Genomic DNA, 21708 nt, shown 5'->3' with positions numbered 1-21708 from the left:
GGTGCTTCACTGCCGCGCGGCCGGGAAACGACGGGCCGCGCTGCGGCCTGTCCGCCATATATCCTCCGTCACTCATTCAAAACAGCGATATCGCCGTGCGTCTGACCTCGATAAAACTCGCTGGCTTCAAGTCCTTCGTCGATCCCACGCATTTCCAGGTCCCCGGCCAACTGGTCGGCGTCGTCGGGCCGAACGGCTGTGGCAAGTCCAATATCATCGATGCGGTGCGCTGGGTGCTCGGCGAATCGCGCGCCTCCGAGTTGCGCGGCGAATCGATGCAGGACGTGATCTTCAACGGATCGACGGCGCGCAAACCCGGCAGCCGGGCTAGCGTCGAACTCATTTTCGATAACGGCGACGGCCGCGCCGCCGGTCAATGGAGCGCCTACGGCGAAATCGCCGTGAAGCGCGTGCTCACGCGCGACGGCACTTCCAGCTACTACATCAACAATCTGCCCGCGCGCCGTCGCGACATCCAGGACATCTTCCTCGGCACGGGTCTCGGCCCGCGCGCCTACGCGATCATCGGGCAGGGCATGATCGCGCGCATCATCGAGGCGAAGCCCGAAGAGCTGCGCGTGTTCCTCGAAGAAGCCGCGGGCGTGTCGAAGTACAAGGAGCGCCGCCGCGAGACGGAGAACCGTCTGCATGACACGCGCGAGAACCTGACGCGCGTCGAAGACATCATCCGCGAGCTGTCGACGAACCTCGAAAAGCTCGAAGCGCAGGCGGTCGTCGCGACGAAGTACAAGGAGCTGCAGGCCGAAGGCGAAGAGAAGCAACGCCTTCTGTGGCTCTTGCGCAAGAAGGAAGCGGGCAACGAAGCCGAGCGTCAGCAGCGCGCGATTCGCGAGGCCCAGGTCGAGCTCGAAGCGCAGACGGCGCGTCTGCGTGAAGTCGAAGCGCAACTGGAAACGCTGCGCGTCGCGCACTACAGCGCGAGCGACGCGATGCAAGGCGCGCAAGGCTCGCTCTACGAAGCCAATGCCGAAGTGAGCAGGCTCGAAGCGGAGATCCGCTTCATCGTCGAGTCGCGCAATCGCGTGCAGGCGCAGATCGCCGCGCTCACCGCGCAGCGCGAGCAATGGCAGGTGCAGGCACAAAAGGCGCGCGACGAAATCGATACCGCGACCGAAGCGCTCGCCGAAGGCGAAGAAAAGGCCGCGATCGCGCAGGAAAATGCCGCCGCGAAACACGACGCGCTCCCCGCGCTCGAAGCGCGCTGGCGCGACGCACAAGCGCAATTGAACGAAGAACGCGCGGGCATCGCGCGCGCGGAACAGGCGCTCAAGCTCGAAGCGGCGCATCAGCGCAACGCGGATCAGCAGCTTCAGCAATTGCAGCAGCGTCAGGAGCGTCTGAAGAGCGAGGCGAGCGGTCTGGATGCGCCCGACGAAGCGCATCTCGAAGAGTTGCGCATGCAGCTCGCGGAAAACGAAGAGATTCTCGCCGAAGCACAAGCGCGTCTCGCCGATGCGCAGGAAACCGTGCCGCGTCTGGACGCCGAGCGCCGCGCCGCGCAGGAACGCGTGCAGAAGGAAAGCGCGCAGATCCATCAGCTCGAAGCGCGTCTCGCCGCGTTGAAGCAGCTTCAGGAAAGCGTGCAGACGGAAGGCAAGATCCAGCCGTGGCTCGACAAGCACGAGCTCGGCGCGCTGCCGCGTCTGTGGAAGAAGCTGCACGTCGAGACCGGCTGGGAAGCGGCGCTCGAATCCGTGCTGCGCGAGCGTCTCGCCGCGCTGGAAGTATCGAATCTGGATTGGGTCAAGGCGTTCGCCACGGATGCGCCGCCCGCCAAGCTCGCGTTCTACTCGCCGCCCGTCGCGGGCAAGCCGGTCGACGCGCCGCAAGGCTTGCGCTCGCTGCTGTCGCTCGTGCGCATCGACGATCCGGGCCTGCGCGCCGTGCTCAACGAATGGCTCGCCACGACTTTCGTCGCCGACGATCTCGCGCAGGCGCTCGCTTCGCGCAATCAGTTGCCGGATGGCGCCGCGTTCGTCGTGAAGGCGGGGCATATCGTGACGCGCGTGGGCGTGCAGCTTTACGCGTCGGATTCCGAGCAGTCGGGCATGCTCGCGCGTGCGCAGGAAATCGAGAATCTGACGAAGCAGGTGCGCGCGCAGGCTTTGCTGTCCGATGAAGCCAAGGCCAACGCCGTGCGTGCCGATGCCGCCCACACGCAAGGCTCGCAGACGCTCGCGGAAGCGCGCGCCGCCGCTGAACGCGCGACGCAGCGCGTGCACGCGTTGCAGATGGACGTGCTCAAGCTCGCGCAGGCGCACGAACGCTATACGCAGCGCAACACGCAGATCGGCGAGGAGCTCGAAGAGATCGCCGCGCAGATCGACGAGCAGCGTGCCTTGCGCGCCGAATCGGAAGCCGCGTTCGAACGTCACGATGGCGAAATCGCGCAATTGCAGGCGCGTTTCGAAGACAACCAGCTTGCGTTCGAGTCGCTCGACGAGGAACTCACGAACGCGCGCCATGAACTGCGCGAACTGGAACGCGCCGCGAGCGATGCCAGCTTCGCCGTGCGCGGCCTCGCCGCGAAGATCGACGAATACAAGCGCAATATCGAGACGGCGCACGATCAGAGCGAGCGCATCGCGGGCACGCTGGAAGACGCGCGCGCCGAACTCGAAACCATCAACGAACAGACCGCGCAGACCGGCCTGCAGGACGCGCTCGAAGTGCGCGCGGCGCGCGAGGAAGCGCTGCATGCGGCGCGCGTCGAACTGGACGATCTGACCGCGCGTCTGCGTCAGGCCGACGAGCAGCGCCTCATGGCCGAACGTTCGCTGCAGCCGCTGCGCGACAAGATCAACGAGTTGCAACTGAAGGAGCAGGCGGCGCGCATCAGCGGCGAACAGTTCGTCGAGCAGTTGCAGGCAGCCGGCGTCGATGAAGCCGAGCTCGCCGAAAAGCTCACGCCGGACATGAAGCCGTCGTATCTGCAGGGCGAAGTCACGCGGCTGAACAACGCGATCAACGCGCTCGGCGCGGTCAACATGGCCGCGCTCGAAGAACTCGCCGCGGCAACCGAGCGCAAGCATTTCCTCGACGCGCAGTCCGCGGATCTGAACGACGCCATCGGCACGCTGGAAGACGCGATCCAGAAGATCGATCAGGAAACGCGCGCGCTGCTGCAAGGCACCTTCGATGAAGTGAACCGTCACTTCGGCGAACTGTTCCCGCGCCTTTTCGGCGGCGGTCAGGCGAAGCTCATCATGACCGGCGATGAAATCCTCGACGCCGGCGTGCAGGTCATGGCGCAGCCGCCCGGCAAGAAGAATTCGACGATTCACCTGCTTTCGGGCGGCGAAAAGGCGCTGACCGCGACCGCGCTCGTGTTCGCGATGTTCCAGTTGAACCCTGCGCCGTTCTGTCTGCTCGACGAAGTCGACGCGCCGCTCGACGACGCCAACACCGAGCGCTTCGCGAACCTCGTGCGCGCGATGTCGGCCAAGACGCAGTTCCTGTTCATCTCGCACAACAAGATCGCGATGGAAATGGCGCAGCAACTGATCGGCGTGACGATGCAGGAGCAGGGCGTGTCGCGCATCGTCGCGGTGGACATGGAAGCGGCGGCGGGCTTCGCGCAGAACGGCTGAAGCATCGCGCTCGCGAGAGTTTGATTGAGTGAAAGGGCCGGACGAGGTTTCCGGCAGCGTGCGTCAAGGCGCGGAGTGGCGCGCATCGGCCAGGCGGCGGCGAGAAGCCGGAACGCGGCGATGCGCGCGACAGATCGCGCGGCGCTTCGTAACTTAAAAGAATGATGGAGCCTGCATGGACGAGTTGACACTCGGTTTGATTGGAGCCGGAGCCGTGGTGGTGGGCGGCGTGGTCGTGTACAACGCGTGGCAGAGCGCGAAGGTGCGTCGCAAGATGCCGCGTCCGATGCCGGACGAAGCGGCGGATGCGCTTGCGCGCCAGGAAGCGGACGACGAGCAGCCGTTCATCGAGCCCGTGCGTCAGTCGCGGCGCGAGCCCGTAGCGGGCGGCGCCGATGGCGCCGATGCCGAACCGCGCGATACGCGTGTCGAGCCGAGCTTCGGCACGGCGAACGAGTCGACGGCGGCGGCTCCCGTCGCGCCTGCCGATACCGCCGTCGATCTCCAGGCCGAGGCGACGTCCGCCAATGGCGCGTCCGAGGAAGCGCCAAGTGCCACCGAAGACGAGCGCACCGAACCGGTGATGCCCGCCGCGACGACGATTTCGCAGGCGCCGCCGGCGGTCGTCGATCGCCGCATCGATTGTGTCGTGCCGATTCGCCTCGCCGCGCCGGTTGCGGGCGATCGCGTGATTCCGCTTGCGCAGCGCCTGCGCCGCGCGGGCACGAAGCCCGTGACGATCGAAGGCAAGGCCGAAGGCGACAGCGCGTGGGAGTTGCCGCGAAACGGCGTGCGCTACGAGGAGTTGCGCGCGGCCGCCCAGCTCGCGAACCGCAGCGGCCCGCTCAACGAACTCGAATTCTCGGAGTTCGTGACCGGCGTGCAGCGGCTTGCCGACGCCATCGACGGCGCGCCCGAATTCCCCGACATGATGGAAACCGTCGGCATGGCGCGCGAGCTGGACGCGTTCGCCGCGCAATGCGACGCGCAGCTCTCGATCAACATCCTCTCCGACGGCGCGCCGTGGTCCGCGAACTACGTGCAGGCGGTGGCGTCGCAAGACGGCCTTTTGCTCTCGCGCGACGGCACGCGCTTCGTCAAACTCGACGCGAAGCAGAATCCGGTCTTCATGCTCCAGTTCGGCGACACGAACTTCCTGCGCGACGACCTCACCTACAAGGGCGGCCAGATGATCACGCTGGTGCTCGACGTGCCCGTCGCCGACGAAGACATCCTGCCGTTCCGCCTGATGTGCGATTACGCGAAGTCGCTGTCGGAGCGTATCGGCGCGCGTGTCGTCGACGACCAGCGCCGGCCCTTGCCGGAGTCCGCGCTGCTCGCCATCGAGAAGCAGTTGATGACGCTCTACGCGAAGCTGGAGCAGGCGGGCATTCCGGCCGGCTCGCCCGCGACGCGGCGTCTTTTCAGCCAGTAACTTTTTGCTGCGCGCAGTCGGCAAGGCGCTCGCTTGCCAGGAGAATCGCGCCCCAGCCGGGGCGCTTTTCTTTGCGTGCGCGCCGCCGCACCGACGCCCGCACTTAGGCCGTTTGGCCGAGGCCACGATTTACCGATCTTCTGAGACAATCGAACGGTCGGTTGACTGACTTACCTACTTTCTCGAAGCCGCATGTCCGCAAAATCAAAAGCCGAATCCGCCGCGACCGCGAAGTCGGGCGCCGCCGTGCCCAGCGCCGCTCGTCCGGCCGAGCGCGCGGCGTGGCTGCGTTCGGAACTGGAACGCGCGAACTACGCGTATTACGTACTGGATCAGCCGGATCTGCCCGACGCCGAGTACGACACGCTCTTCAAGGAACTTCAGGGCATCGAGACCGAGCATCCGGATCTGATCACGCCGGATTCGCCGACGCAGCGCGTGGGCGGCGAAGTCGCCGAAGGATTCACGCCGGTCGTCCATGACGTGCCGATGCTTTCGCTCAACAACGGCTTCGCGGACGAGGACATCGCCGCATTCGACAAGCGCGTGTCCGACGCGCTGGGCCACGCGAGCGTCGAATATGCGTGCGAGCTCAAGTTCGATGGTCTCGCCATTTCCCTGCGTTACGAGGACGGCCATTTCGTGCAGGCCGCGACGCGCGGCGACGGCGCGACGGGCGAGGACGTGACGGCGAACGTACGCACCATCCGCTCGATTCCGCTCACGCTGAAGGGCAAGAACGTGCCGAAACGGCTCGACGTGCGCGGCGAAGTGCTGATGTTCAAGCGCGATTTCGAGCGCCTGAATGCGCGTCAGCGCGAAGCGGGCCAGCGCGAGTTCGCGAATCCGCGCAACGCGGCGGCGGGCGGCTTGCGTCAGCTCGATCCGAAGATGACCGCGCAGCGTTCGCTGTCGTTCTTCGCTTATGGCATTGGCGTGCTCGAAGGCGCGGAGATGCCCGCGACGCACGCCGCGTTGCTCGACTGGTACAAGGAAATGGGCTTGCCGGTGAATGCGGAGCGCGCCGTGGTCGAAGGCGCCGACGGTTTGCTCGCCTTCTTCCACCGGATCGGCGAGAAGCGCGAGAAGCTGCCGTACGACATCGACGGCGTCGTCTACAAGGTCGACCGCCGCGACGAGCAGGATAAGCTCGGCTTCGTGTCGCGCGCGCCGCGTTTCGCGCTCGCGCACAAATTCCCGGCGCAGGAAGCGCTGACGCAACTGCTCGCCATCGACGTGCAGGTCGGTCGAACGGGCGCGATCACGCCGGTCGCGCGTCTCGCGCCGGTGTTCGTCGGCGGTGCGACGGTCACGAACGCGACGTTGCACAACGAGGACGAAGTGCGGCGCAAGGACATCCGCATCGGCGATACGGTCACGGTGCGCCGCGCGGGCGACGTGATCCCCGAAGTCGTCGGCGCCATTCTTGAGCGTCGTCCCGCCGACGCGCGCGAATTCGTCATGCCGACGGAGTGCCCCGTCTGCGGCTCGAAGATCGAGCGCCTGCCGGACGAGGCGATCGCGCGCTGCACGGGCGGGTTGTTCTGTCCCGCTCAGCGCAAGCAGGCACTGTGGCACTTCGCGCAGCGCCGCGCGCTCGATATCGACGGGCTAGGTGAGAAGATCATCGATCAACTCGTCGAGCAGAATCTCGTGCGTACGCCCGCGGATCTGTTTAATCTCGGCTTTTCGACGCTCGCGGCGCTCGACCGTTTCGCCGACAAATCCGCGCAGAACCTGATCGATTCGCTCGAAAAAGCGAGGAAGACGACGCTCGCGCGCTTCATCTATGCGCTCGGCATCCGGCACGTGGGCGAATCGACGGCGAAGGATCTCGCGAAGCATTTCGGCTCGCTCGATCCGATCATGGCTGCTTCGGTCGAAGAGCTGCTCGAAGTCAACGATGTCGGGCCGATCGTCGCCGAGGCCATCCACAATTTCTTCAGCGAAGAACACAACAAGCATGTGATCGAGCAGTTGCGCGTCAAGGTGTCGTGGCCGGAAGGGCCGCCCGCGCCGAAAGCGCCGCAGGGCGTGCTGGCCGGCAAGACCGTCGTGCTGACGGGCACGCTGCCCACGCTATCGCGCGAGGAAGCGAAGGAAATGCTGGAGTCGGCGGGTGCGAAGGTTGCCGGTTCCGTATCGAAAAAGACCGACTACGTCGTGGCGGGCGCGGAAGCGGGCAGCAAGCTCGCCAAGGCGGAGGAACTCGGGGTTCCTGTTCTCGACGAAGAGGCCATGCGTAAGCTTTTGGAAGGAGTCACTCCATGATTCGCGAAATCCTGAAGATGGGCGATCCGCGGCTTTTGCGTATCGCGCAGCCGGTCGAGCATTTCGACACGCCCGAACTGCACGCGCTCGTGCAGGATATGTTCGATACGATGCGCGACGCCAACGGCGCGGGGCTGGCCGCGCCGCAGATCGGCGTCGATCTGCAGGTGGTGATCTTCGGCTTCGGGCAGAACGAGCGTTATCCGGACGCGCCGTCGGTGCCGGAGACGGTCCTCATCAATCCGATCATCGCGCCGAACGGACACGACATGGAGGAGGGTTGGGAAGGCTGTCTGTCCGTGCCGGGTTTGCGCGGCGCGGTGCAGCGTTTCTCGATGATCCGCTATCAGGGTTTCGATCAGTACGGCAAAGCCATCGAACGGCTCGCGGAGGGCTTTCACGCGCGCGTCGTGCAGCACGAGTGCGACCATCTGATCGGCAAGCTCTATCCGATGCGTATCACCGACTTTTCGAAGTTCGGCTTCACCGAAGTGCTGTTTCCGGGTCTCGATCCCGCGCGCGACGACTGACGCCGCGCGGTTGGAATCGCAACGAATCAGCCTGAATACGGAGAGCCGCTTTCGCGAGAAGCGGCTTTTTCTTTACGCCAACGTTTTCGGATTGCCGCTGACGTCGGGTTGACGAAACAGCGCGACATGCTCCGGATTCGCGGATGCCTGCAGGCGTCCGTCGGGCAGACGGGCGATCACCATTTCACCCACGCCGGGGCTCGTCACGACGACTTCGTCGCGCAGGGCGAGGAGGGCTTCGAGCCGTCGCCGGCCACTCACGATCTCCAGACCGGTTCCCGTCTCACGAACGATGATCTCAACTGACATGGCGATTCTCCATCAATGCCGTTCAATGCTGCTGATCCTGCTGTCTGGTTTATCGGATCGATGACTTATTTTCTTTAGCCAAAAAGCCGCCAAAAATGAAACGGCACGACCGGAATTGCGTCGTGCCGTTTTTTCTGCTGGAACGTCGCATTTTTGCGACGCAATACGACGCCGCGCGAACGTTCGATCGACGTGCGCGCGAACTGCTCGGTTTGCTCAGAAAGTCTCGTTCGGGCCGAGATAGCGCCACTGGCCGGGGGGCAGCGCGCCGAGCGTCACGTGGCCCATGCGAATGCGCTTCAGACCGACCACTTCCAGTCCGACGAGCTCGCACATGCGGCGGATCTGCCGCTTCTTGCCTTCGCGGAGCACGAAGCGCAGTTGTTCGCCGTTTTGCCAGCTCACCTGCGCGGTCTTGAGCGGCACGCCGTCGAGTTCGAGGCCGTGACGCAGGAGCGCGAGTTTTTCGGCGGGGAAATGCTGATCGACATCGACCGTATGCTCGCCGAAGCGCACGCGCACGAGGTATTCCTTGTCGACTTCCGAGTGGCCGCCGATCAGTTGTTTCGCGATGCGGCCGTCCTGCGTGAGCACGAGAAGTCCCGTCGAGTCGATGTCCAGGCGGCCCGCCGGCGCGAGCGTGCGCAGATGGCTCGGCGCGAAGCGCACACCCGAGTGGTCCTCGTTCCAGTGATTGGCCGGGTTGATGAGCGTGACCGCGGGCTCGTAGCCGTCTTCCGCCTGACCCGAGACGTAGCCGACCGGCTTGTGCAGCAGGATCGTGACGAGGCGCGCCTGCGCGGAATGCGCCGCGGGCAGGATTTCGATGTTCTGCGTCGGACGGATGCGCGTGCCGAGCGTGTCGATGACTTCGCCGTCGACGAGCACCCAGCCTTTCTCGATCCATTCGTCGGCTTCACGGCGCGAGCAGAGGCCGAGCTCCGACATCACTTTCGACAGGCGCACGAGGCCGTCGTGGTGATCGCGATGCTTCGGCGCGGACTCCGCGACGGGCGCGGCGGGCTTCGTCGCAGGTTTCGCCGCTGGCTTGCGCGTATCGCCGCGATCGTCGCGTCTGGCGAACGGACGGTCGTTCTCGTCGCGCCGTGCGGGACGCGCTCCGGGCGCGCGATCGTCGCGTGACTTGCGCGGATCGCGTTCGTTGAAAGCGGGACGCGAATCGTCGCCGCGCGGTTTGAAGGGACGACGTTCATCGGCGCCCGATGCGCGTTCGCCACGCGGCGGCCTGTCGTCGAACGACTTGCGCGGACCGCGTTCACCGAAAGCGGGGCGCGAATCGTCACCACGCGGTTTGAACGGGCGACGTTCATCGCTACCCGATGTGCGTTCGCCACGCGGCTGCCTGTCGTCGAACGACTTGCGCGGACCACGCTCGCCAAACGCCGGACGCGAATCATCGCCACGCGGTTTGAACGGACGACGTTCATCGCCGCCCGACGCGCGTTCGCCACGCGGCGGCCTGTCGTCGAACGACTTGCGCGGACCACGTTCACCGAAGGCGGGACGCGAATCGTCACCACGCGGTTTGAACGGACGACGTTCATCGCCGCCCGACGCGCGTTCGCCACGCGGCGGCCTGTCGTCGAACGACTTGCGCGGACCACGTTCACCGAAGGCGGGACGCGAATCGTCACCACGCGGTTTGAACGGACGACGTTCATCGCCACCCGACGGACGCTCGCCACGCGCAGGCGGACGACCCTCGAACGACTTGCGCGGACCGCGTTCACCGAACGCCGGACGCGAATCGTCACCACGCGGCTTGAAAGCACGCGGCTCACGCGGCGCGTCGCTGCGCTTGTCGGCCGGCTGGCCCGATCGCTTCGGATGCGCCTCGTCCGGCGACGGTGCGCGAACGGGCTTGCGCCCGGTGGTCGTGCCGGCTCGAACCGGCGAACGCGTTGCCGAGGTCGGACGCGGATGTTTGGCTGTCAGTTTGACGCGCATAAAGTCTCAGGCTGCGATCGCGCGCAGCAGTTCGGTTTCCACCTGGATCTGGGTGCGGTTGTTCGACAGGCTCTTGCCGTCGAGCAGAAACACGTCTTCGACGCGTTCGCCGAGCGTGTTGATCCGTGCCGCCTGCACGCCGATCCGGTGTTGCGCCAGAACGCGCGCGATCGAATAAAGAAGGCCCTGCCGGTCGTTCGCCGACACGGACAGGATGTAGTACTGGCCGCGATCGTCGGGACGCAAGTCCACGCGCGGCGTGATCGGAAACGTACGCACGAGCCGCGACACGCGGCCCTTCGACGGTTCCGGGAGAATACGCTCGTCCGTGAGCAGCGCGGCCAGTTGCTGCTCGACGAGATTGGCGATGTCGCGATAACTTCCGTCGTGGTCCGGATGGGCCACGAGGAAGTTGTCGAGCGCATAGCCGTGGCGGGTCGTCGTCACGCGCGCATCGAGCACGGAAAGCCCGTTCTTGTCGAAATACGCGCAGATGCCGGCGAAAAGATCCGGCCGATCCTTCAGATAGACGAGCACCTGCAGCGCGGCGCCGATGGGCGAGGGCCGCGCCCGCACGATCGGCTCCTCGCTCGCGACGTGCCGATAGAGCACGCGCGTCTGCCACGCGATGTCGGCCGGATCGTGACGCAGGAAATAGCCGACGTCGAGCTGATCCCAAAGCCGCTTCTGCGCGCCTTCGGGAACCGTTTCGAGCCGCAGCAGCGCGAGCGCCGCTTCCTGCCGCGATTTGAGTTCCGAATGCGCGTCGGTCTGCGCGCCGCCGAGCACGGCTTGCGTCGCGCGGAAGAGATCTTCCAGCAGCTTGCCCTTCCAGTTGTTCCAGACTTTCGGACTCGTGCCGCGGATATCGGCGACGGTCAGCAGATACAGCGCCGTGAGCCGGCGTTCCGTCTTCACGACGGAGGCGAACTGCTTGATGACGTCCGGATCGCTCGTGTCCTGCTTCTGCGCGACCTGGCTCATCGTCAGATGCTGCTGCACGAGCCACACGACGAGCTCAGTGTCTTCCTCGCCGATGTCGTGTTCGCGGCAGAAGCGCCGGGCATCGGCCATGCCGAGCGTCGAATGATCGCCGCCGCGGCCTTTCGCGATATCGTGAAAGAGCGCCGCGACGTACAGCACCCACGGGCGCTCGAAATTGCCCATCAGCTGGCTGCAGAACGGATATTCGTGCGCGTGCTCGGCGATCGCGAAGCGCCGCAGATTGCGCAGCACCATCAGGATGTGCTGATCGACCGTGTAGACGTGATAGAGATCGTGCTGCATCTGTCCGACGATGCGCCGGAAGTTCAGCAGATAGCGCCCGAGCACGCTCGTCTGGTTCATCAGGCGAAACGCGTGCGTGATGCCTTCGGGCTGCTTGAGAATCTCCATGAACAGCCGGCGGTTTTCCGGGTCGCGCCGCCAGTCGCGGTTCATCAGATCGCGCGCGTTGTAGATCGCCCGCAGCGTGCGCGCCGAAAATCCCTTGATGCCGCGCGTTTGTTCGTACAGCAGAAACGCTTCGAGAATGGCGTGCGGCTCGCGCTCGAAGACATCGTCGCGGGCGATTTCCAGCATGCCTTGCTTCTCGACGAAACGCCCGTTGACGACGCGCGTGATGCCGCTCGTCGACGGAAAAAGCTGCGCTTCGACGTTCTGGATCAGGATGGTCGCGAGCTGCGTGACGGCTTTCGCCGCCCAGTAATAACGGCGCATCAACTGCTCGCTCGCGCGCTTGGCGGCGGTCGCCTTGAAGCCGAAGCTTTCCGCGAGCGGCGTCTGCAGGTCGAAGACGAGAATGTCCTGACGGCGCTTCGCGATGACGTGCAACCGCGCGCGCAGCGCCTTCAGGAAGCCTTCGTTGCGGCGCAGTTCGCGCGCTTCGCGTTCGGTGATGAGCCCGCGCGTGTCGAGTTCGCGCCAGCTGCTGCCGAAACCCGCTCCGCGCGCAATCCAGAGAATCAGTTGCAGATCGCGCAGGCCGCCGGGACTTTCCTTGATGTTCGGCTCGAGGCTGTAGGGCGTGTCCTGAAACTTCGCGTGCCGCTGGCGCATTTCCAGCACCTTCGCCTGGAAGAACGCGCGCGGATCGAGCGTCTCGTGGTAGCGCGCCGAGAAGCGCTGAAAAAGTTGCGTATCGCCGCAGATGCGCCGCGCTTCGAGCAGCGACGTCTGCACGGTGATGTCGTTGCCCGCCTCGGCGATGCATTGCTCCACCGAGCGCACGCTGCTGCCGATATCGAGCCCGAGATCCCACGCCATGCCGATGAAGCGCTCGACGCGGCCGTTGAGCTCCGCGTCGCTGCCGTGCGGCGATGCGTCGGGCAGCAGGACGAGAATGTCGACGTCGGAGTAGGGCGCGAGCTCGCCGCGTCCGTAGCCGCCGACCGCAACGAGCGCCGCGCTGTCCGGCATGTCGCAGGCGGACCACGCGCCTTTGAGGGCGTCGTCGGTGGCGCGGGCGAGCGCGCGCATCAGCGGTTCGACGTTCGAGCCGGACTGAAAGCGTTCGATGAGCGCCGCCTTCGCCACCTTGTAGGCGGCGCGCAACGATTCACAGGGCGTGGCGACAGCGGCGGTGACGCTCATGGATCGACCAAAAAGGAGGTGGGGGCGCGCCGGCGGGAAAGCGGGCGCGCGGGGAGACGGAGAATCAGGCCGTTGCCGCGATCAGCTGCGACGGCGCCTGCGTGCCCGCCGAGACGGTCAGCACTTCGTAGCCCGTCGGCGTGACGAGCACCGTGTGCTCCCATTGCGCCGAGAGGCTGCGGTCGCGCGTCTTGACGGTCCACTGATCCGGCATGGTGCGGATTTCGCGGCGGCCGGCGTTGATCATCGGTTCGACGGTGAAGATCATGCCCGCCTCCAGTTCGATGCCCGTGCCCGCGCGGCCGTAATGCAGCACCTGCGGCTCCTCGTGGAACACCTGGCCGATGCCGTGGCCGCAATATTCGCGCACGACGCTGTAGCCTTGCGACTCCGCGTGCTTCTGGATCGCCGCGCCGATATCGCCGAGATGCGCGCCAGGGCGCACCTGATCGATGCCGAGCCACATGCAGTCGAACGTGGTCTGCACGAGGCGCTTCGCCAGAATCGAGCCCTCGCCGACGATGAACATGCGGCTCGTGTCGCCGAAATATCCGTTCTTGATGACGGTGATGTCGATATTGAGCGCGTCGCCGTTCTTCAGCACTTTCTCGCCGGGGATGCCGTGACAGATCACGTCGTTCACGGAAATGCACGTGGCCTTCGGGTACGGCGGATAGCCGGGCGGCTGATAATTGAGCGGTGCGGGAACGGTGCCTTGTTCCTTCACCATATATTCGTGGCAAAGGCGATCGAGTTCTTCGGTGGTCACGCCGGGAACGATATGCGGCGTGATGAAATCGAGCACTTCGCTGGCGAGCCGGCAGGCGACGCGCATCTGTGCGATATCGTGTTCGTTTTTCAGCGTAATGGACATGACTTGGCCCGGAATGCGTCAATGCGGCAGTGAGCCGCGAAAGCGGCATTATCGCACCTTAGGAAATGCGCCGCACCCGGATAGTTCGAGGCGGGCGGCCGCGAAACACGAAACGCGCGCGCAATTCGGATCGGTCGTGCTGCTTGAGCCGACCAATCCTCACATGCTATACTCGCAGGCTAAGTCGTAATCCATATTGTCGTCACGATTTCATAAGACAATCGTGTCTGCAGGTGTGAAACGCGACTTAGTGTTAGTTGTTCCAGTCTGTTCAAGTCGATACGCAAGCCGGCGCACCCAGGGTGTCCGGCGTCCGGAAAGCAAAGATAACCGGGCGCGGGATGCGGCAGCCGGCTTAAGACCCAACCCTCGCGGAGAATTTTCATGGCAGTCACGATGCGTCAAATGCTGGAAGCCGGTGTCCACTTCGGTCACCAAACCCGCTTCTGGAATCCGAAGATGGCCCCGTACATCTTCGGTCATCGCAACAAGATTCACATCATCAACCTCGAAAAGACCCTGCCGCTCTACAACGACGCGCTGAAGTACGTGCGCCAGTTGGCAGCCAATCGCGGCACGATCCTTTTCGTCGGCACGAAGCGTCAGTCGCGCGACACGATCGCGCAGGAAGCAGCGCGCGCCGGCATGCCTTTCGTCAACGCCCGCTGGCTCGGCGGCATGATGACCAACTTCAAGACGCTGAAGGTTTCGATCAAGCGCCTGAAGGACATGGAAGCAGCGCTGGAATCGGGTGAAACCGAGCGGATGAGCAAGAAGGAAGCGCTTCTGTTCGAGCGCGAAATGGTCAAGCTGCAAAAGTCGATCGGCGGCGTCAAGGACATGGGCGGCATTCCGGACGCGATGTTCGTCATCGACGTCGGCTACCACAAGATTGCTGTCACCGAAGCGAAGAAGCTCGGCATTCCGGTCATCGCCGTGGTCGACACGAACCACTCGCCGGAAGGCATCGACTACGTGATCCCGGGTAACGACGACGCATCCAAGGCCGTCGCGCTGTACGCTCAGGGCGTCGCTGACGCGATCCTCGAAGGCCGCGCGAACGCGGTGAACGACGTTGTGCAAGCTGTCCGTAACGGCGAAGGCGACGAGTTCGTCGAGGTCAACGCAGAGGCGTAATCGAGCCCTGTGGCCGACAAAAAAGGGGGCTTTGCGAAAGGCCCCTTTTTTTTAGTCGGCGCGATAGAAATGCCAATTTTCCTGCCGTGGGCGGGCTGTAAAGCCGGCGGCACGTATCAAACAGACTCAAGGAGCGAATGATGGCGGCAATTACCGCAAGCATGGTGGCAGAACTGCGCGCGAAGACCGATGCGCCGATGATGGAATGCAAGAAGGCGCTGACGGAAGCCGACGGCGACATGGCGCGCGCGGAAGAGTTGCTGCGCGTGAAGCTCGGCAACAAGGCGAGCAAGGCGGCATCGCGCGTGACGGCTGAAGGCATCGTGACGGCGCACGTCGAAGGCGGCGTGGGCGCGCTCGTCGAGCTGAACTGCGAAACCGACTTTGTCGCGAAGAACGACGACTTCCTGGCTTTCGGCAAGACGATTGCTGAACTGGTCGCGAAGAACAACCCGGCCGACGTGGCCGCGCTGTCGGCGCTGCCGCTCGAAAGCTCGACGGTCGACGCAGTGCGTCTGGCGCTCGTCGGCAAGATCGGCGAAAACTTGTCGATCCGCCGCTTCGTGCGCTTCGACTCCGCGAACAAGGTTGCGTCGTACCTGCACGGCACGCGCATCGGCGTTCTGGTCGAATTCACGGGCGCTGACGAGCAAGTCGGCAAGGACGTCGCGATGCACGTCGCCGCGATGAAGCCGGTTTCGCTGTCGTCGGACGAAGTGCCGGCCGATCTGATCGCCAAGGAGCGCAGCATCGCCGAGCAGAAGGCTGCCGAGTCGGGCAAGCCGGCCGAGATCGTCGCGAAGATGGTCGACGGCTCGATTCAGAAGTACCTGAAGGAAGTGTCGCTGCTGAACCAGCCGTTCGTGAAGAACGACAAGCAGACGATCGAGCAGTACCTGAAGGCGGCCGGCGCATCGGTGCAGAAGTTCGCGCTGTTCGTGGTTGGCGAGGGCATCGAGAAGCGTCAGGACGACTTCGCGGCCGAAGTGGCGGCGCAAGTCGCGGCGGCCAAGCAGTCCTAAGGCACGCTAAGGCTCGTTTAAGACGCGTGTGCTGTCATGGCGCGGCCGCGCGTCGGGCCCGCAGTACCGCGGCGGATCGTCCCGCCGCAACAATTCAGCGATCCGGTTCGCACGAAGAGCGGGCGCGGCAGATCAGGGAAAACCCTGACCTGCCGCGCCCGCCGCCCGATCCGGTCCGCTTGCGGTAAGTAATGTTTCACCCCTACAGTTCTACGTTGTTGCAACCCTCCTCGGCGCGATCGGAACCTCATATGCCCACAGCCTACAAACGCGTACTCCTCAAGCTCTCCGGCGAAGCCCTGATGGGCGACGATGCTTTCGGCATCAATCGCGCAACAATCGAAAGGATGGTGGCGGATGTCGCGGAGGTGGTGCGGATCGGGACGCAACTGGCCGTCGTGATCGGCGGCGGCAACATCTTCCGCGGTGTCGCGGGCGGCGCGGCCGGCATGGACCGGGCGACGGCCGACTACATGGGGATGCTCGCCACGATGATGAACGCGCTCGCGCTGCAAGACGCGATGCGCCACGCGGGCATCGAAGCGCGCGTGCAATCCGCGTTGCGCATGGATCAGGTGGTCGAGCCGTACATCCGCCCCCGCGCGATCCGTCAACTGGAAGAGGGCAAGGTCGTGATCTTCGCGGCCGGCACGGGCAACCCGTTCTTCACGACGGATACGGCCGCCGCGCTGCGCGGCTCGGAAATCGGCGCCGAAGTGGTGTTGAAGGCGACGAAGGTCGATGGCGTATACTCCGCCGACCCGAAGAAGGACCCGCATGCGACGCGTTACAGCACGATCAGCTTCGACGAGGCGATCGGCAAGAATCTTCAGGTGATGGACGCCACCGCGTTCGCACTGTGCCGCGACCAGAAGCTGCCGATTCGCGTGTTCTCGATCACGAAGCCGGGCGCATTGAAGCGCATCGTGCAGGGCGACGACGAAGGGACGCTCGTCCACGTGTAAACTCTCGCGGTATCAGGCGCCGCGCAGCGGGGCGGCAAGCCTCGCGCGACAGAGCGCCGCTATCGCCGGTAAAACTTAGGTTTGGAGGTTCAAAATGAGTGTGGCTGACATCAAGAAGAGCGTCGACCAGAAGATGCAGCGGTCGATCGAAGCGTTCAAGGCCGATCTCGCCAAGATCCGTACGGGCCGCGCCCATACCGGGCTGCTCGACCACATCCAGGTCGACTACTACGGTTCGAACGTGCCCATCTCGCAAGTCGCGAACATGACGCTCGTCGATGCCCGTACGATCGGCGTGCAGCCGTGGGAAAAGAAGATGGTCGCGGTGATCGAGAAGGCGATCCGCGAATCGGATCTCGGCCTGAACCCTGCCACGCAGGGCGACCTGATCCGCGTGCCGATGCCCGCGCTGACCGAAGAGCGCCGTCGCGAACTCACGAAGGTCGTGAAGAGCGAAGGCGAGACCGCCAAGGTCGCCGTGCGCAATCTGCGCCGCGATGCGAACGATCAACTGAAGAAACTCGTGAAGGACAAGGAGATTTCGGAAGACGACGAGCGCCGTGCGAGCGACGAAGTGCAGAAGTTCACCGACAAGTTCGTCGCCGAAATCGACAAGCTCGTTCAGACCAAAGAATCCGAAATCATGACGGTGTGAGGCCGTAGAGACGGTCCTGCCAAGCCCGGACGTGCAAGCTCCGGGCTGGCTCTCACTTCTTCAGATTCCCAGATTCAGCGGCCATGACCTATACCAGCTCCACCGTTGCCGTGCCCGATGTCGCGGCTGTCCCGCGTCACGTCGCGATCATCATGGACGGCAATGGCCGATGGGCGACCGAGCGGCGTCTGCCGCGCGTCGCCGGTCATACGCGCGGCGTCGATGCGGTCCGCGCGACCGTCGAAAGCTGCGCGCGGCGCGGCGTCGAATTCGTCACGCTCTTCGCGTTCAGTTCCGAGAACTGGCGCCGTCCGACCGACGAAGTGTCCTTCCTGATGCGCCTGTTCGTGACCGCGCTCGAACGCGAGATCGGCAAGCTGCATGCGAACGGCATTCGTCTGCGCGTCGTCGGCGACATTTCCATGTTCGACGACCGCATCCGCGCGCTCATCCAACGCGCCGAAACCAAGACAGCCCGCAATACGCGACTCACGCTGACCATCGCTGCCAATTACGGCGGGCGCTGGGACATCATGCAGGCGACGAAGAAGCTCATCGCGGAGTCTCTCGAGTCGGGCGTGCCCGCGCGCGTGGACGACGAATCGTTCGCCGAACATCTCGCGATGGCCTACGCGCCGGAGCCGGATCTGTTCATCCGCACGGGCGGCGAGCAGCGCATCAGCAACTTCCTGCTGTGGCAGCTCGCTTACACCGAGTTCTACTTCACCGACACCTACTGGCCCGACTTCGACGCCGACGCCCTGGACCGCGCGATCGCGTCCTACGGCGACCGCGAACGCCGCTTCGGGCGCACCAGCGCGCAACTCGCTTCCCAATCGCAGAAGGCCGACACCCTTTCATGCTAAGAACCCGTGTCATCACGGCAATCGTCCTGCTCGCCGTACTCGTGCCGATCACGCTGTTTGCGCCGATCGGCGCATTCGGAGCGTTGATCGGGTTCGTCGTCGTGTTCGCGGCGTGGGAATGGGGACGGCTCCTCAAGCTGAACGGGGCGGGGCCGGTCGCCTACGCGCTCGTCGCGGGCATCGCGCTCGTTCTGAGCACGTTCCTCGGGATCAAAGCCACGCCGCTCTACCAGATGGCCGGTATTTTCTGGGTGCTGGCGGGGCCTTACGCATTGCTTCGCAAGCCCACGCTGGCCGCGCACGCCTGGCGCGCGTTCCTGCTTTTCGCCGGAATCGTCGTGTTTCTGGCCTGCTGGCACGCGGTCGTCGACGCGCGCACGCGAGGCGTATCCTTCGTGCTATCGCTTCTGCTAGTAGTCTGGCTGGCTGATATAGGCGCATACTTCGCCGGAAAAGCGCTCGGCCGCCATAAGCTCGCCCCGTCGATCAGCCCGGGCAAGACCTGGGAGGGCGCCATCGGCGGGTGGCTCGCCGTTATCGTCATCGGCGCGCTCGCCGCCGCCACCGGCTTTTATGCGCCCACCGTATTCACCGCCTTCGTCGGACAGCTCGGCTGGGATCGCGCGTTCGTCGCGCTTTCCGTGCTGGTCGCGTTCAGCGTCGTCGGCGATCTGTTCGAGTCGCTGCTCAAGCGCCAGGCGGGTGTCAAGGACTCGAGCGGCCTTCTGCCGGGTCACGGCGGCGTCCTCGACCGCATCGACGCATTGTTGCCTGTATTGCCGATCGCATTGCTCATGCTTGGCTGATCGGCTAGAGAAGAATTTATGCAAACACGTCTCACACTGCTCGGCTCCACGGGCTCGATCGGCGATAGCACGCTCGACGTCGTGGCGCGGCATGCGGACCGTTTCTCGGTCTACGCGCTCACCGCTCACCGCAACGGCGACAAACTCGTCGCGCAATGTCTGAAGTTTCAGCCCGAAGTGGCGGTCGTCGGCGACGCCGAAACCGCCGTACGCGTCGCGGCTGCGTTGCGCGCGCAGGGTTGCAAGACCGAAGTGACGCACGGGCCCGAGGCGCTCGTCGAAGTCGCGCGCGCGGCGCAGTGCGATACGGTCGTCGCGGCCATCGTCGGCGCGGCGGGCCTGGCGCCCACGCTCGCCGCCGCACGCGCCGGCAAGCGCATCCTTCTCGCGAACAAGGAAGCGCTCGTGATGTCCGGCCAGATTTTCATGGATGCGGTGCGCGACAACGGCGCGATCCTGCTGCCGGTCGACAGCGAGCACAACGCGGTGTTCCAGTGCCTGCCGCCTTGCGCAGACAAGGAAGCGAAGCTGCACGGCGGCGTCTCGAAGATCATCCTGACGGCGTCCGGCGGTCCTTTCCGCACGCGCGAGCCCGCGACGCTCGTGAACGTCACGCCCGAAGAGGCCGTGAAGCATCCGAACTGGGCGATGGGCCGCAAGATCTCGGTCGATTCCGCGACGATGATGAACAAGGGCCTCGAAGTCATCGAGGCGCACTGGCTCTTCAATCTGCCCGGCTCGCGCATCGAGGTGCTGATCCATCCGCAGAGCGTGATTCATTCGATGGTGTCCTATGCCGACGGCTCGGTGCTCGCGCAACTCGGCAATCCGGACATGCGTACGCCGATCGCGCATGCACTGGCGTATCCTGAGCGTGTCGATTCGGGCGTCGCGCCGCTCGATCTCGCGCAGATCGCGACGCTCACATTCGAAAAACCCGACTTCGCGCGCTTCCCGTGTCTCGCGCTGGCGATTGCCGCGCTGGAAGCAGGCGGCATCGCGAGCGCGGCGTTGAACGCGGCCAATGAAATCGCCGTCGAGGCGTTCCTCGATCGCCGCATCGGCTTCATGGCGATCGGCGACGTGGTGGATCGCGTGCTGAACGCGCTGCCGAATACGAGCGCCGCGACCTTGGCCGACGTTCTCGCCGCGGATGTCGACGCGCGCCGTCTGGCGTCCCGTTTCGTCGCAGAGCTCACCGCGAGCGCGCCGGGCGCCGAACCCATCGCCCATTGAGGCCGTCATGAACTTTCTGACCGAAATCGTCGCCTTCGTTGTCGCGATAGGCGTACTCGTCGTCGTCCACGAATTCGGTCACTACAGCGTCGCGCGACTGTGCGGCGTGAAAGTGCTGCGGTTCTCGGTCGGCTTCGGCAAGCCGCTCGTGCGATGGGTCAGCAAGAAGACGGGCGTCGAATGGACGATCGCCGCGCTGCCGCTCGGCGGCTACGTGAAGATGCTCGACGAACGCGAGGTCGATCCCGAGAGCGGCACGACCATTCCCGCTGAAGACCTGCCGCGCGCGTTCAACCGTCAGAACGTGGGCAAGCGCATCGCGATCGTCGCGGCGGGGCCGATCGCCAATTTCCTGCTCGCAATCGTGCTGTTTTCCGCCGTGTTCGCGGGCGGCGTGACCGAGCCGGCGGCGATCGTTTCGCAGCCCGCTTCCGATACGGCGGCGGCGCAAGCGGGCTTCGAAGGCGGCGAAACGATTCTCTCGATGCGTGACGCGGAAGGCGGCGAGACGCATCCGATCCGCTCATGGTCCGACCTGCGCTGGAAGATGCTCGACGCATCGTTCGATCATCGGCGCATCGTGCTGACGGCGAAGACGCACGACGGCACCTTCGACTTTCCGGTGACGGTCACGGGCATCACCGATTCCGAAGCCGATCAGGATTTCATGGACAAGCTCGGCTTCACGCCGGGCGGCGGCACGCTGACGGTCGCGGGCGTCGAGGCGGGCAGCGCGGCGCAGAAGAGCGGGCTGAAGGCGGGCGACATGCTGCGCGCGATCGACGGCCGCAGCGTCGACAACGCGACGAGCTTCATCGACTACGTGAAGGCGCACGGCGGCAAGCCGGTGACGCTCGTGGTCGAGCGCAACGGCCAGCGCGATTCCGTGCAGATCGTGCCGGACGTGAAGCGCGATGCGTCGACGGGCAAGGACATCGGGCGTATCGGCGCCGCGCTCGCGAATCAACTGCCGACCGTAGATGTGCGCTACGGGCCGCTCGAAAGTCTGCGCCTCGGCGTGAACCGCACGTGGGATATCAGCGTGTACTCGCTGCGCATGTTCGGGCGAATGATCACCGGCGAGGCGTCGCTCAAGAATCTGTCAGGGCCGGTCACGATTGCCGACTACGCGGGCAAGAGCGCAAGGCTCGGCGCGACGGCCTTCATTTCGTTTCTGGCACTCGTGAGCATCAGCCTCGGAGTGTTGAACTTGTTACCGATTCCGGTATTGGACGGTGGGCATCTGTTATATTATTTGGTTGAGGCTGTTACCGGCAAGGCAGTATCCGATCGCTGGCAGCTTGTTCTGCAAAGGGCGGGCCTGGTCTGCATCGTCGCTCTGTCGATGATCGCGCTGTTCAATGACCTCGCGCGTCTGATTCGTTTTTGATCCACTTTGACAATTTCTGGCGGCGTCTTTCGAGCGACCGC

16 protein-coding genes are annotated in these 21708 nt (G+C 64.7%); 12 read left to right on the top strand and 4 right to left on the bottom strand.

The annotated features are described in order from the left end of the window. The first annotated feature begins 95 nt into the window (after window positions 1-95). The 4 genes from smc (at window position 96) to def (ending at window position 7847) form a co-directional block, all read left to right on the top strand. Entirely contained in the window at window positions 96-3611 is a 3516-nt protein-coding gene (smc, locus tag BG60_RS16045) for a chromosome segregation protein SMC (protein ID WP_034471994.1), read from the top strand. Window positions 3612-3786: 175 nt separating this feature from the next. Then, window positions 3787-5046, top strand: coding sequence for a cell division protein ZipA C-terminal FtsZ-binding domain-containing protein (locus BG60_RS16040; RefSeq protein ID WP_008350095.1), 1260 nt, complete (start codon window positions 3787-3789; stop codon window positions 5044-5046). 192 nt (window positions 5047-5238) lie between these two features. Further along, window positions 5239-7317, top strand: coding sequence for an NAD-dependent DNA ligase LigA (gene ligA, locus BG60_RS16035; RefSeq protein WP_034471993.1), 2079 nt, complete (start codon window positions 5239-5241; stop codon window positions 7315-7317). Continuing rightward, window positions 7314-7847 carry a peptide deformylase gene (gene def, locus BG60_RS16030; RefSeq protein ID WP_034471991.1) on the top strand — a complete coding sequence of 178 codons (534 nt, stop codon included), beginning with the start codon at window positions 7314-7316 and terminating at the stop codon, window positions 7845-7847. The genes ligA and def overlap by 4 nt, the downstream gene beginning before the upstream one ends. A gap of 72 nt (window positions 7848-7919) precedes the next feature. Here the strand turns inward: def and BG60_RS16025 are convergent, their stop codons facing one another. The 4 genes from BG60_RS16025 to map all read right to left on the bottom strand — a co-directional run bounded on the left by BG60_RS16025 (window position 7920) and on the right by map (window position 13590). Beyond that, window positions 7920-8156 (bottom strand): hypothetical protein, encoded by a 237-nt coding sequence (locus BG60_RS16025; RefSeq protein ID WP_008350092.1) that lies wholly within the window; start codon window positions 8154-8156, stop codon window positions 7920-7922. A gap of 216 nt (window positions 8157-8372) precedes the next feature. After that, window positions 8373-10124 carry a pseudouridine synthase gene (locus BG60_RS16020; protein WP_034471988.1) on the bottom strand — a complete coding sequence of 584 codons (1752 nt, stop codon included), beginning with the start codon at window positions 10122-10124 and terminating at the stop codon, window positions 8373-8375. Between the two features lie 6 nt (window positions 10125-10130). After that, window positions 10131-12716 carry a [protein-PII] uridylyltransferase gene (locus BG60_RS16015; RefSeq protein ID WP_008350090.1) on the bottom strand — a complete coding sequence of 862 codons (2586 nt, stop codon included), beginning with the start codon at window positions 12714-12716 and terminating at the stop codon, window positions 10131-10133. A 64-nt stretch (window positions 12717-12780) separates the two neighbouring features. After that, window positions 12781-13590, bottom strand: coding sequence for a type I methionyl aminopeptidase (gene map / locus BG60_RS16010; protein ID WP_008350089.1), 810 nt, complete (start codon window positions 13588-13590; stop codon window positions 12781-12783). Window positions 13591-13974: 384 nt separating this feature from the next. On the opposite strand from map, the gene rpsB reads away from it, so the two are divergent. The 8 genes from rpsB (at window position 13975) to rseP (ending at window position 21667) form a co-directional block, all read left to right on the top strand. After that, a complete protein-coding gene (gene rpsB / locus BG60_RS16005; protein ID WP_008350088.1) occupies window positions 13975-14727 on the top strand; it encodes a 30S ribosomal protein S2 in 753 nt (250 codons plus the stop codon). 140 nt (window positions 14728-14867) lie between these two features. Continuing rightward, the gene (gene tsf / locus BG60_RS16000) at window positions 14868-15749 is read left to right on the top strand and encodes a translation elongation factor Ts (protein WP_008350087.1); all 882 of its coding nucleotides are present in this window, start codon (window positions 14868-14870) and stop codon (window positions 15747-15749) included. A 251-nt stretch (window positions 15750-16000) separates the two neighbouring features. Beyond that, complete coding sequence (pyrH, locus tag BG60_RS15995; protein WP_008350086.1) at window positions 16001-16714, top strand: UMP kinase; 714 nt, start codon at window positions 16001-16003, stop codon at window positions 16712-16714. Between the two features lie 94 nt (window positions 16715-16808). After that, complete coding sequence (gene frr, locus BG60_RS15990) at window positions 16809-17369, top strand: ribosome recycling factor (RefSeq protein ID WP_008350085.1); 561 nt, start codon at window positions 16809-16811, stop codon at window positions 17367-17369. A gap of 83 nt (window positions 17370-17452) precedes the next feature. Further along, on the top strand, window positions 17453-18235 hold the full coding sequence (gene uppS / locus BG60_RS15985; protein WP_034471985.1) for a polyprenyl diphosphate synthase: 783 nt from the start codon (window positions 17453-17455) through the stop codon (window positions 18233-18235). Then, window positions 18229-19041 (top strand): phosphatidate cytidylyltransferase, encoded by an 813-nt coding sequence (locus BG60_RS15980; protein ID WP_034471983.1) that lies wholly within the window; start codon window positions 18229-18231, stop codon window positions 19039-19041. Before uppS ends, BG60_RS15980 begins: the two co-directional genes overlap by 7 nt. An 18-nt stretch (window positions 19042-19059) precedes the next feature. Next, on the top strand, window positions 19060-20277 hold the full coding sequence (locus BG60_RS15975; RefSeq protein ID WP_034471980.1) for a 1-deoxy-D-xylulose-5-phosphate reductoisomerase: 1218 nt from the start codon (window positions 19060-19062) through the stop codon (window positions 20275-20277). Window positions 20278-20284: 7 nt separating this feature from the next. After that, window positions 20285-21667, top strand: a complete 1383-nt coding sequence (rseP, locus tag BG60_RS15970) for an RIP metalloprotease RseP (RefSeq protein ID WP_008350079.1) — start codon at window positions 20285-20287, stop codon at window positions 21665-21667. Window positions 21668-21708: the final 41 nt, after the last annotated feature.

The sequence above is a fragment of the Caballeronia zhejiangensis genome (assembly GCF_000698575.1).
In the GTDB taxonomy this organism is placed as follows: Bacteria; Pseudomonadota; Gammaproteobacteria; order Burkholderiales; family Burkholderiaceae; genus Caballeronia; species Caballeronia zhejiangensis.
This window is presented reverse-complemented; position numbering and strand designations above follow the sequence as displayed.

Coding starts and splice junctions, on each gene's coding strand:
- frr (WP_008350085.1), top strand. CDS start 16,809: ATGAGTGTGGCTGACATCAAGAAGAGCGTCGACCAGAAGATGCAGCGG.
- uppS (WP_034471985.1), top strand. CDS start 17,453: ATGACCTATACCAGCTCCACCGTTGCCGTGCCCGATGTCGCGGCTGTC.
- BG60_RS16025 (WP_008350092.1), bottom strand. CDS start 8,156: ATGTCAGTTGAGATCATCGTTCGTGAGACGGGAACCGGTCTGGAGATC.
- rseP (WP_008350079.1), top strand. CDS start 20,285: ATGAACTTTCTGACCGAAATCGTCGCCTTCGTTGTCGCGATAGGCGTA.
- BG60_RS16040 (WP_008350095.1), top strand. CDS start 3,787: ATGGACGAGTTGACACTCGGTTTGATTGGAGCCGGAGCCGTGGTGGTG.
- pyrH (WP_008350086.1), top strand. CDS start 16,001: ATGCCCACAGCCTACAAACGCGTACTCCTCAAGCTCTCCGGCGAAGCC.
- BG60_RS16020 (WP_034471988.1), bottom strand. CDS start 10,124: ATGCGCGTCAAACTGACAGCCAAACATCCGCGTCCGACCTCGGCAACG.
- BG60_RS16015 (WP_008350090.1), bottom strand. CDS start 12,716: ATGAGCGTCACCGCCGCTGTCGCCACGCCCTGTGAATCGTTGCGCGCC.
- map (WP_008350089.1), bottom strand. CDS start 13,590: ATGTCCATTACGCTGAAAAACGAACACGATATCGCACAGATGCGCGTC.
- rpsB (WP_008350088.1), top strand. CDS start 13,975: ATGGCAGTCACGATGCGTCAAATGCTGGAAGCCGGTGTCCACTTCGGT.
- ligA (WP_034471993.1), top strand. CDS start 5,239: ATGTCCGCAAAATCAAAAGCCGAATCCGCCGCGACCGCGAAGTCGGGC.
- BG60_RS15980 (WP_034471983.1), top strand. CDS start 18,229: ATGCTAAGAACCCGTGTCATCACGGCAATCGTCCTGCTCGCCGTACTC.
- BG60_RS15975 (WP_034471980.1), top strand. CDS start 19,060: ATGCAAACACGTCTCACACTGCTCGGCTCCACGGGCTCGATCGGCGAT.
- def (WP_034471991.1), top strand. CDS start 7,314: ATGATTCGCGAAATCCTGAAGATGGGCGATCCGCGGCTTTTGCGTATC.
- tsf (WP_008350087.1), top strand. CDS start 14,868: ATGGCGGCAATTACCGCAAGCATGGTGGCAGAACTGCGCGCGAAGACC.